This window comes from Undibacterium sp. SXout7W (assembly GCF_049339385.1).
Lineage (GTDB): Bacteria > Pseudomonadota > Gammaproteobacteria > Burkholderiales > Burkholderiaceae_D > Undibacterium.
On record NZ_JBMPPF010000023.1, the window covers coordinates 65,459 to 76,028 of the forward strand.

Below are 10,570 nucleotides of genomic sequence, written 5' to 3' on the forward strand. Positions count from 1 at the left end.
CGCAAATTTGCGTGGGCTTTTTTTTGGGGCTTGTCTTACTGGGTGAATCCATCATGACTTTTACTTCTGCAAAAAAAATTCTGGTTTTAACGGCATCTATACTTTTGTTTGCGTTGCCAATGAGTGTGAACGCCGTGCCTGTGATGGAAATGCGTGTTGATCGTTTGCTGCTCAATACGACTGAATTAAAAAAATCCCTGCAATTAACTCCCAATCAACTGACCCTATGGTTGCAGACTGAGATGAAACTGAATGCGATGAAGCGTCAGAGAGATATTCGTCGTGAGCGCCTTCAGTCCGAAGTGAGTTTGTATCTGGGAAAACCGCAGATAGAGTTGCGCGAAGTGAATAAGCTGATTGAAAACGAAGAACAGCAGTCGCTTCATGAAAATAGACAAATGCGGGAACTTCTTTTTGTATTCAATGACGCATTAGACGATAGGCAAAGGCAAGTACTGCTGAATTTTTTTGCAGAGCAGTTAATGGCGCAGCAAGAGTCCGGTCGGGACGGAAAACAAGAGGGAGCGTTTTCCCGCGGACATCAAGCAGGCGGAGGTCGGCAACGTGGTGGGATGGGTGGCGTAGACGGTAAGTTTTAATTTTTTCGCAGAGTATCATCGTAAATGCTGAACTTACTTACTTGCTTGCTTTGCGTTGGTAGCAATTGATGTGCTTATCTTTTGGACTTTTAGGAATGATGCGCCGCATTTGCATTTGCATTTGCATCTGAAGTCTGGTGCTGTTTGTGATTGAGTGCAGCCGAGTTTGTTGGGAAGTGCAGGTATGATTGCTAAAAACAAAAAAGCAAAAACAAAAAAAGCTTACAAAGATAAATTTGTAAGCTTTTTTATTTTACAGCGTATTCGGTGGGGTGGACGATGGGGCTCGAACCCACGACAACAGGAATCACAATCTAAGACTTTACTGCTTTGAAACCCGCATGAAATATAGCTTTTTAACAAATAACTTTACAATATTTGAAAAGTTATCCACAACGTAAACGCTGGCTCTCCAAGGTGCAATTGTAAAGTTTTACTCGGTTGCACGGGCCTTTTTTTCTTTCCTGCGATCATAGTTTTTGTGCGTAGTTGAAGGGTTTGCATGAGCGGCAAAGTCGTACGCATCCTTACTACGTTGGCGCAATTTTGTGGTAATAGCTGCCGGCCGGATATCTAGCAATGAAAAATACAATGGGTGCTTTACCAGTTCATTCGGCTTACATCCAATAAAAGCAAGCATCGCATCTTGCCAGACCGATCCCCACCCACTACGGCTATATGGTGATCCGGATAGATTGGCAAAGAGATACATTCGTTCCACTTGATGAGTTTGCTTTGCGCGGGCAACGACTGCACGTAATTTCTTTGACCACTCCCGAACCTTCATGATTTCTTGTTCGCCTTTCTTCCGCTTTGCATTCAGTACTTTAACGCCTTCGTTTGTCAGCCCACTTACATGGAACGGGCGCACCTCTGCTGCACGAAAGCCAGTCAAATAAGTGAACATGGCAGCACAACCTAAATTTCGGAACGACTGTTGCTGCTTTAGCGACCATAGATAAAATCTTACAATCTGGCTACGAGATATTGTTCTGACATCTTTCTCTGTTTTATTCTGCATCATCCCGACAAATGGGTTTGCCTCGATAATTCCCCAACGCACGGCATAATGGCAAATAGTAGATAATTGTGAGAGTTCCTTATTCGCTTTGGCTGGAGCTCCTGCCTTTGCTCTTGCATCAAGAAATTGATATCCATGGACTGTTTTAAGCGATGTAGGAGACATTTTCCCAAAGAACTTGATCAGATTGTCGTATGTGCCTTGCCGAACGGCGAGGCCATCCTTTGATTGATCTGCATAGTGAGTTGGAGCAATATCGTTCTTGAAGCGATCAATCATGTCTGCAACGGACCCGACGATGATTTGGCCTTCCATAATATCGAGTGCTAAGCGCTTTGCTTTTTTCTCTGCATCAGTAATCGCTTTGCGATCCCCTGTATTTGCTGTAGCTAGAGTCTCATTTCTTCCATCTGGATACTGATAATAAAATGAGACTTTCCGCTTGCCAGTTCGCTTATACAGCCGTTGTATCCCAGTCGATTCCTTAAGCGAAGGCGCCGAGGTTCGGTGCGCAGGAATACTTTTCTTGCGACCTTCCTTCGGTAATTCCCATTCGTTTGTCATGATATGCTCTAGCTACTTTTGGTAGTCCGTTATGACTAAGTACGTAATTCCAGTTTTGTTTTTCTAGCCAATCGCACATTAGTTTTCGCTGATTTGGTTTGCAGTCGACTAATTCCGCCAGTTCTGATGCTGAAAGATAATTACTCATGCTGCACCGCCTTCTACTAACGGTGCTGGCGTTCCTAATATTTCAACAATAATCCTATACTTTGGAACGCCGTTCAAAGTGACAGTCACAGGTTCGCCATTAGCAATCACATGCTCTATCACCGCGCCGCATGTTGCGCTGGTCACATCATCTTTTGATAGGTATGCGGTTCCTGCTTTATTGACTCTCCCAGCATAAATCCGGTTAGTAAGTGGGCTTGTACTGACGTGTATCTTGCTCATGATGCACCGCCTTTCAGTGGGGTCGCCCATGACTTAATTTTGCTTATTGCCTTCCTTGTCCTTATTCGGCGCTGCTTTGCATTTCCTGATGGTCGAAAATCGTGATAATCAAGATACGCTTTTGTATTACAGCATGGGCATCCAATGTCACCGCCGTGATACAGCGACCCTCCTGGCTCGTCGCAGCTATCTAAATCCCATAGATAGCCATCAATACATACTGCATCGTTATATCGCGCACCAAAGTGTCGCCCTTCATATCCGCAACTCATACTGCACCACCTTTCAGTGTTGCATCTATCTGAACGATCAAGTCGTAATCCGAATCCCTTCGGCCGGCGCGATCAATCAGTAAATGGTGATCTATGCTGTCTCTTGCAGCGGCTAACAGTTTCAGCAACTGCTCATTCTCTTTGCGCAGGGTTTCGGCATCGGGTGGGAGGTCAAATATTTTTTGATACTCTATACAATATGGTTTAAGTAAATCAGCTTCGAAGATAGTGCATGTTGGAATTTTTTCTACAAACGTCTTATCACAAATTTTGCCGTTTAATTTAAATATTCTTAGAAAACCAAAAGGCTCCTGCGTCACTTCAGGCAGCGGAAAGGCTTTAATTTTCTCTGCAATCTCCCTACCTATACCGCAACCATGTGCGCAGTCCAACTTTTCAAGTTCTGCCGCCCATTGTTCTCTGAATTGTTCGTAGCTCATAACTCGTCACCTTTCAATTAGTATTTTTAATGGAGTAGCCCATCAATTTCTGAAGCGGATTTGGCTGTTGACCTTCAGGATAGATAGGTAAATTTGCTTCCAGTCCATCAAGGCTTACTGTCGGCTTCACTGAACTCATGCCTGGCGACATACCTTGGAATTGAAAAGGCATATCGCATTCGATGCATTTCACGCGTACCTCGGCGATATATCTGCCAACGTCTTCCACGCGGGCTACGCGCACAGATGCAGAGAAATTTAGGTGTTTGCAGCTCATGGCTTTACCCTCTTAAATTCAACTACCCATACCCATGGATTAGCATCCCAATCACCGCCGGTTGAGTTCCATACCTTTTTGAATAGTTCATATGCACTGTCATTAAAATGCGTCTTCCCATCAGAAAGATTGCATTCATAAATCCCGTAGCAAGCTTCTGATCTTCTGCAGTCGCTTGAAATTCGTATCCCTTCAGCCACGGAATCAGCTTCGCTAATATCTTGCAAACGCTCAACACGGATACCGATAATTTCGAGTTGAATCCGGCTAACTGCGCGGGGCATGAAGATGGCATGGCGCTTGTACCAGCCTGGTAGCGCACCGCCACGGTCGGTTGCCAGCGGCACATCTGGATTGTCAGCAGCATATTGATATGCCCGGTCGCACTCGACTGTCATATCAATGAAATGCCATTCATCGCGTTTCTTCTTCTCGCTGTAGCGCGTCACCCAGCGGCCATATGCGTAGAAAGTCTCGCGCACCCAAAGATGATCTCCGGGCCGGCCATGATGGCACATAGCAAGGATCGTGTCCTTTCCGTTTGGGTACAGGATTCCGCTTCCCTGTGCCGTCGGCAGGTACCACGATGGGAACAAGCCGCAGACATCGCCGTACAGAAGTTGCGGCTTCATCGCTCGCCGTGTGTGCGTCTTGCTACCATCCAGTACAGCGCGTACCATTGCGCCATTGAACAAAATTGGCTTTTCTTTTATTAGTAAATTAGACATGAAACACTCTTATGATGGTTATTGCCGCCCGGACTCCGCACCCACGGTTATGTATGCCTATAAGGGCACTCTGGAAGAGGGGCGCAAGCAAATCCCTTGGGAAGCTGAAGTAAAGCTTGGCGAAGAGGTCATCGGTACGGTTAAAGGTTTTGTCGACCCGACTTCTGAAATTGGAGAAATCAGGCGTGCGGTTGAAGCTGCCACGAAGGTTGCTATCAATCAATTGCATGATCAAGGTCGGTAAATTCTTATCGGCACCTGGTCAGATAAGATATCCGTGATTTGAGACATTGAAAAATCAGTCTCCTCTATGATCGCGATAGCCATAGTTGCTCCAATAGGCAAGCGTCCATGACGGATCTTACTAATGACTGGTGGTGCTACTTCTAGCAAACGAGAAAGACCAGCATCATTTTTTAGTCCAGCCTGCATAATCACTTGATTGAGCAAATGATTTTGAGCAGTAATCGATGCTGTTCTAGATGCTTTGGAAAATGTTGTTCTCATTTTTCACACTCCAGTTCATTGATCGCGTCTTTAACTACAGACGCCGGAATTCCTAATTTTTCGGCAGTCCACTGAATCGCATTTTCAGGCGACTCATGCTGGACAATGTGTTGGTATTCGCGCTTGATGCGCTCTTTGCTGATGATCATGTTCAGAATTTTGGTGCGTGTGCATCGAAGTATTTTTGAGCATCGTGATAGTTCTCATCAGAGTCATCTGGAATCAGGTCAGGACCATCTAGTGTGTTTTCGATCCACTCCATTGCAGATTCGGCACCTTTACCATTTTTCCATTCAATCCAGGCTGCCTGCATTGCAACTGAGTTATTTTCTAAAATATCACCTAATACTTGCTGATTTTCTTCAAGTGACTTGATTTGCTTCTCAGCTATCGCTAAACGTTCGGCTAACTCGGATTCTTGAGAGGCGGGGACGTGCAGGTCAGCCGAATCAATAACAATGCCGCGGCAGTATGCATCGCCATCTTCAAAAATATCGAAGCAAGCATGAGGAATCTCTGTTTTATACGTCCATGTGTAACCTGTATCGTTATCGAAAATTGCTTCAACTTTCTTAGAGTTACCTCTACGGAAGAAATAATCCTGTAGTGCTACGTCATCATCGTTATCGATTTCATCGCGCGGCTTGAGTACACCATTTGCGTCAATCATGAACGAAGTACCACCATACGCCCCAATCTCTTCCCGTTCGACACCATAAATTTCAACTAAGTCATCACTGGCACCTATGATCACTATCAACCCTAACTCTTTAGCAATTACCTCTTCATCTTTAGTAATTTCTTTGCCGTATGTGCGTCCGCTCAGTAATGCTGCAAATTCTTCTTTTGTCATGATTTACCTTTAGATTAGTCAATACTGTTATTTAAGCCACGGCATCCATTTCGCCGCCCAGTGCAAATACGATGTCATCCAGCATCTTTGCTAGTTCAGCAGTCATCAGCATAAAGTCTGCATCGAAACGCTCTTCTTCATTAGTGCCTTGGTTTTTTTCTTCGTCGAGGATGTCCAAAGGCTTGATACGCTTGATTACCAGCGTATCAGTCAGGACAAAGCTGATTTTGTCTGCCCAGGTCAATGCCAGCTTGGTACATTGTTTGCCCGCGCTGATGTGCTTCTGCGTGTCAGCGTCATCCAACGAATATCGCACATAGCGAACAGTGGCTTTGTCCTCTGTTGAGGATTTCAGCTCAGTATCCTGGTCTATGGTGAAACCTTTAGGAGCCTCGTTTCCAGCCAGCCAGCTGGTCATGCAGGCTTGTGGTGATGATTTCATGCGCAATCCTTCCAGCGGCAGCTTATCGCAACATTTCAGCAGCAATTTGACGACTTCATCGGCACGTGATGGGCTTGATGCATCAATCACAAGCCAGCGATTGACCGGATCAATCCAGATGAAGGTATTACGTCTGACGCCAAAGGCGCGTGGCAGCAGCTCATCTGTCACTCTTTCTTTTAATTCTTTCATCGCTTTGCGACCAGGCGCAAAACCTTGCTGTTCTTCCATTTCTTGCGCGCGTGCTTTGGCGACCTGATTGATCACGCTGGATGGGAGTAATTTCTTTTCGGTTGCCAGTGCCAGCAGAAATTGCTGATTAACGGTATGCACCAGCATGTCGTTTTCGCGCGGCGATGCCCAGCCTTGGCTCTGAATTTCGTTGGATGCTACTTGTGAAAACTGAATCTTGGCTAGTTGCGCGTGTAGTTCATCGGCTGTAATCGCCCACGGCTGGGTCAATCTGAATACTTGTAAATTTTTGAACCACATAATTGAATGTCCTTTATCAGACCGCGTGGCAGTATTTGCCGCGGTACGGGTTTGCGAATGGAATGTCGTCATCCATGCCTGAAAAATCCGGTGCCGGACCAGAAGGAGCGGCCTGACGTGGCGCTGGCGCAGAGCTGCTGCCATAACCGTCGCCCATAGGTGTTCCGCCCATACCCTGACGGCTACCCAACATCTGCATACTGTCGGCCTTGATGTCTGTTGCATATTTCTCGACACCGTCTTTGTCCGTGTACTTACGAGTACGCAATGACCCTTCCACGTAGACTTGAGAGCCTTTTTTCAGGTATTGTCCAGCGATTTCTGCCAGCTTTCCGAAAAAGGTAATACGGTGCCATTCTGTCTGCTCTTTCTTTTCGCCGGTCACCTTGTCTTTCCAGCTATCTGTCGTTGCCACTGTAATGCTGGTCATGGCATCGCCACTTGGCATGTAACGTGTTTCAGGATCGCGGCCCAGATTGCCGACGATGATGACTTTGTTCACAGATGCCATGATTAAGCAGCCTTTCTTCTAAAAAACTCTTCTTTTTGATCAATCAACTTTGAAAAATCAGCAATTTTGTTGATCATGTCGTCAATGAAGTCGTCGTCTCGCAAAATTCGTTTCACATATAAATCCTTGCCAACCGCTTCAAGGTCCGGAACGTACATGATGAAGTCGCACCAAGCACGACCTGTACGCCACATACCACCTTGAATCTGGTGAACATATTCTGAGATATCGCCAGTGAGCATCATTGTCTCGACCTTGATACTATCTATCGGCGCTTTGATTTCGATCAGCCCATCTTTTTCGACAAGGCCATCAGTGCTGTAGCCAATTCCGTCATCGTCGACACAGATGCCAGCCTCAGTGACGAAATAGCCTGTCTGGGCCTCATATAGTCGGCGCGCATGAGCTTCCATCTCGTGACCACGATTAAGCACCCATGCTTTCGGTGGAATGCCGTACATCTTTCCGCTAATGCGCTCGATCGCTAGATCAGTTGCATAACGTTTTGCTGCATCTGAGTAATCGGTTGTCTTTTGACCAATCAATGCTTTTTGAATCAACGCAGACGAAGGCTTTGCTTTGTATCCAGCCTCAACAGCCGCATCTTTTTCACTCATGCCAGAATGAACTAAAGAAACGTATTTCTTTTGCTGATCGTTCAATCCGCCAATTTCTTCACATATCGTTGAGAACATGCTGGCAGTAATCAGACCTGAACGGGCTTGCAGCCATTCTTGGGTTCCTTGGACGCATTCTATGAATTTCATTGAGCCACTCCTTCATGAGCATCCATTGCAGCAAGAAAGTCATCATCTGAGTGAGCTGGTTGTTGCGTCACTTCCTTTGCTGGGACGTCGACAGTTTTATTTGCCTCTTCTGCCAATCGTGCGCGGTGGGTTACGATCGCTTCTTTTAGCTTTTTGTGGGCGTCTGGATATTTAGCAAGCTGTGCATTGTTATCGCGCCAGAATTGAAGTGCTTCAGCATCTGTTTTTGTAGCTAGAGCAGCATTCAAAAGCGGATCAATATCGACTCCTGCCAATGCAGTGGGCGTAATATCTTTTTCAACAATCCGCTCAGCCTCATCCTGGTCATAAATTCCCACATATCCAAAAGCCAAACGAGCGCACTGAATCATCGCCTTGTGGCGCAACATACGCTTAGGGTGTGATTGCCAAGGCTTTACAGCACGTTTACACTCAGAAAGGTATTCCGTGACCCGAATCGGGTGATTGCGGTCTTTGCGGTAAATGATGCAAGTGCAGGATTCGTCATCTTGCTCAAAGTCCATGCCATCAAACTGAGCATTTGAATTAATGATGCGGCTCCAGCCGTCAACACCAACAACAGGAACGATGCCGTTGTTTTGGTCAGGAAAAGCATAAATTTCTTTTGTCCATGGGTTGAGCCCGTACTGATTCGCAACGATCAACAACGCAGACATTTGCGCATCAGATACTTGCCCTTTGAATGCGGTTGCTTTTAGAACTGCAACCAAGTCGCCAGACTCAGGTATATCAAACTGTGTTGCAAGCTTGCTTGCTTGCGCTACGATCAGGTTACTCATTTCCAACTCCGTTAAATAGTATTTCGCGCCAGTTTCATTGCCGTGCGCCAGTCAAATCCTCGCCTCCGGTACCAGATCAAATTCAGAATGAATTTCATTTGATCGGCGCTCCCCATTTGAATGCCAGGAAGAGGGCGTTTTTCACTGAAAAACCGGATGATCTCCAGTGGCGATATGCTTTGATTGGTTTTGTACGGATCATGTTGACTGCCCCGCTTCAGGTTTCTTTGTAGATACGCCGCAGAAAGGGCAGAACGATGCGCGCATCATGATCTCTTTACCTTTTGCGCTGGTGTAGCCGCGTTTTGAGCCAGTAACGATGAAAGGAATGTTGATTACTGTTTCGCAGCCTTTCGAGAGATCCCAGCCAATGTGTTTTAATTGCGCTTTTACATCATCGCCTGCATCCGATTTCACGAAATCAGCTAGTTTTTTACTCACTTCTTCTATGCATTTGCATTGCATTTCAATCTCCAGTTCGGTAATCAAGAATCACTTCAAAGCTCTGATCACATCGGTTTCTCCGCTAATTCAATTTGTGTGGTGGCCGGTGCTGATCTCCGGCTTTCATGCTCCTCAACTGAAGAATTATCCCTACTCATGCCAAGCTTTCACTTATTGCACTGCCTTTCGGCTTCAGTTCATCTCATGCGTTGACCATCGTGCTTTAATGGCATGATTCCCATCCGACGTATCGCATCAGCCTGCGCATTCACCACACGACTGAGCACTGGTGGCGGGATTTGCGCGCGTCCCACTTACCGTATCGTTGCCATTCAATGCTCATGCGTGTGGTTCCTGACTCTTACGCGGTCAGGTTACGTGTGGCGGCATTAATGTTTGCCTTGCTGCTTTTCGCTGAACGGACATTTATTCACGAGACTTTGTGATTGCTGAGATATGAAAAACTCCGCCTCTCCGTTTGCTACCAATTCATTACATTGGAATTTTTAACCACACGACTGAGGACTGAAAATCGGTTGCCACTATTAATCACTCATCCGATTTCATCGTGATATAGGGTCAGTCCTCATGCGTGTGGTGGCTGGTGCGAGTCTCAACTCCAGCCGGTACTAAATCGCGTGCTCGCTAACGCAACTGTGGCGACCTTCGCTGATAGTGAAGGCATTCGGTTCTTGTTTAAGTCCATCGACTCCGCTAGTAGGGGTGTTCCGCAATTAGTTCGGGCTTTCGCCGTCGCAGAGGTGTCCCACTATCGCGCATCAGCCTGCGCATTCACCACACGACTGAGCACTGGTGGCGGGATTTGCGCGCGTCCCACTTACCGTATCGTTGCCATTCAATGCTCATGCGTGTAGTGACTGGTTACGCCAGTCAGTCGTCGCACCACTGTTGCACCCGTATTTCTTCCGTAGCTAAGGCTATGCTTCACGCCAGCCACCCTACCGTCGCAGGACTACGTACACCCGAATTATTCGGTCACCGGTTAAGGGAGGCGCGAACCACCCATCAATTCACCACACAGAAGCGGGCTGGGCTTGATACCAGCTAGGGAAATCCGCTTCGAGTCTCTGACCTTGTTCCCCTCGCATTAGCAATTGAGCGCGCCTTGCTAATCCTCTGTTCTGGCTTGCACGTCCTTCCGTGCTGCCGCTTCTGTGTGGACTCTCACTTAAAAACAGCGCTGGCAGAGAGTTACCAGCCGGATTTATCGAGCACCGGAGTCATAAAGCAGTTAGTAAAAATCACTCATTCACATTTGGGGCTTCAACATCAATACCAAACTTTGCGGCGATTTTTACAAATAGACTGACGTTCAGCACGTATTGCAGGGCATAGCCATTACGTTCAACGGCTTTCAGTGCAACTGCTTCTGTGCGTAATTCCGCTGGCACGTATTGCAGGGCACCGCCATCGCTTTCAACGGCTTTCAGTGCAACTGCTTC

17 protein-coding genes are annotated in these 10,570 nt (G+C 46.7%); 2 read left to right on the plus strand and 15 right to left on the minus strand.

The window, feature by feature from the left end; translation table 11 throughout:
* Nucleotides 1–53 precede the first annotated feature (53 nt).
* Complete coding sequence (locus ACO0LB_RS18520) at nt 54–599, plus strand: hypothetical protein (protein ID WP_423051793.1); 546 nt, start codon at nt 54–56, stop codon at nt 597–599.
* A 433-nt stretch (nt 600–1,032) separates the two neighbouring features.
* Here the strand turns inward: ACO0LB_RS18520 and ACO0LB_RS18525 are convergent, their stop codons facing one another.
* From ACO0LB_RS18525 to ACO0LB_RS18550, 6 genes are all read right to left on the minus strand, one after another.
* A complete protein-coding gene (locus ACO0LB_RS18525) occupies nt 1,033–2,184 on the minus strand; it encodes a hypothetical protein (RefSeq protein ID WP_423051795.1) in 1,152 nt (383 codons plus the stop codon).
* Nucleotides 2,105–2,332, minus strand: coding sequence for a DUF4224 domain-containing protein (locus ACO0LB_RS18530; protein ID WP_423051797.1), 228 nt, complete (start codon nt 2,330–2,332; stop codon nt 2,105–2,107). The genes ACO0LB_RS18525 and ACO0LB_RS18530 overlap by 80 nt, the downstream gene beginning before the upstream one ends.
* Nucleotides 2,329–2,574 (minus strand): DUF7446 family protein, encoded by a 246-nt coding sequence (locus ACO0LB_RS18535; protein WP_423051799.1) that lies wholly within the window; start codon nt 2,572–2,574, stop codon nt 2,329–2,331. The genes ACO0LB_RS18530 and ACO0LB_RS18535 overlap by 4 nt, the downstream gene beginning before the upstream one ends.
* 268 nt (nt 2,575–2,842) lie before the next feature.
* Nucleotides 2,843–3,286, minus strand: coding sequence for a hypothetical protein (locus ACO0LB_RS18540; RefSeq protein WP_423051801.1), 444 nt, complete (start codon nt 3,284–3,286; stop codon nt 2,843–2,845).
* Nucleotides 3,287–3,299: 13 nt separating this feature from the next.
* Complete coding sequence (locus ACO0LB_RS18545) at nt 3,300–3,563, minus strand: hypothetical protein (protein ID WP_423051803.1); 264 nt, start codon at nt 3,561–3,563, stop codon at nt 3,300–3,302.
* The gene (locus ACO0LB_RS18550) at nt 3,560–4,276 is read right to left on the minus strand and encodes a hypothetical protein (RefSeq protein WP_423051827.1); all 717 of its coding nucleotides are present in this window, start codon (nt 4,274–4,276) and stop codon (nt 3,560–3,562) included. The genes ACO0LB_RS18545 and ACO0LB_RS18550 overlap by 4 nt, the downstream gene beginning before the upstream one ends.
* A gap of 13 nt (nt 4,277–4,289) precedes the next feature.
* On the opposite strand from ACO0LB_RS18550, the gene ACO0LB_RS18555 reads away from it, so the two are divergent.
* A complete protein-coding gene (locus ACO0LB_RS18555) occupies nt 4,290–4,535 on the plus strand; it encodes a hypothetical protein (RefSeq protein ID WP_423051805.1) in 246 nt (81 codons plus the stop codon).
* Here ACO0LB_RS18555 and ACO0LB_RS18560 read toward each other — a convergent pair.
* From ACO0LB_RS18560 to ACO0LB_RS18600, 9 genes are all read right to left on the minus strand, one after another.
* Complete coding sequence (locus ACO0LB_RS18560) at nt 4,523–4,798, minus strand: hypothetical protein (RefSeq protein ID WP_423051807.1); 276 nt, start codon at nt 4,796–4,798, stop codon at nt 4,523–4,525. The two genes, ACO0LB_RS18555 and ACO0LB_RS18560, sit on opposite strands and share 13 nt — an antisense overlap.
* Nucleotides 4,795–4,947: a hypothetical protein gene (locus tag ACO0LB_RS18565; RefSeq protein ID WP_423051809.1), complete on the minus strand. Its 153-nt coding sequence runs from the start codon at nt 4,945–4,947 to the stop codon at nt 4,795–4,797. The genes ACO0LB_RS18560 and ACO0LB_RS18565 overlap by 4 nt, the downstream gene beginning before the upstream one ends.
* Nucleotides 4,948–4,949: 2 nt before the next feature.
* Complete coding sequence (locus ACO0LB_RS18570; protein ID WP_423051811.1) at nt 4,950–5,651, minus strand: hypothetical protein; 702 nt, start codon at nt 5,649–5,651, stop codon at nt 4,950–4,952.
* A gap of 31 nt (nt 5,652–5,682) precedes the next feature.
* On the minus strand, nt 5,683–6,585 hold the full coding sequence (locus ACO0LB_RS18575) for a recombination-associated protein RdgC (protein WP_423051813.1): 903 nt from the start codon (nt 6,583–6,585) through the stop codon (nt 5,683–5,685).
* 16 nt (nt 6,586–6,601) lie between these two features.
* A complete protein-coding gene (gene ssb / locus ACO0LB_RS18580) occupies nt 6,602–7,096 on the minus strand; it encodes a single-stranded DNA-binding protein (protein ID WP_423051815.1) in 495 nt (164 codons plus the stop codon).
* 2 nt (nt 7,097–7,098) lie between these two features.
* Nucleotides 7,099–7,863: a lambda exonuclease family protein gene (locus ACO0LB_RS18585; protein ID WP_423051817.1), complete on the minus strand. Its 765-nt coding sequence runs from the start codon at nt 7,861–7,863 to the stop codon at nt 7,099–7,101.
* The gene (gene bet / locus ACO0LB_RS18590) at nt 7,860–8,663 is read right to left on the minus strand and encodes a phage recombination protein Bet (protein WP_423051819.1); all 804 of its coding nucleotides are present in this window, start codon (nt 8,661–8,663) and stop codon (nt 7,860–7,862) included. The genes ACO0LB_RS18585 and bet overlap by 4 nt, the downstream gene beginning before the upstream one ends.
* A 198-nt stretch (nt 8,664–8,861) precedes the next feature.
* Complete coding sequence (locus ACO0LB_RS18595) at nt 8,862–9,152, minus strand: hypothetical protein (protein WP_423051821.1); 291 nt, start codon at nt 9,150–9,152, stop codon at nt 8,862–8,864.
* Nucleotides 9,153–10,369: 1,217 nt separating this feature from the next.
* Nucleotides 10,370–10,570, minus strand: a 201-nt coding sequence (locus ACO0LB_RS18600; protein WP_423051823.1) for a DUF4116 domain-containing protein, incomplete at its 5' end; no start/stop codon positions are given.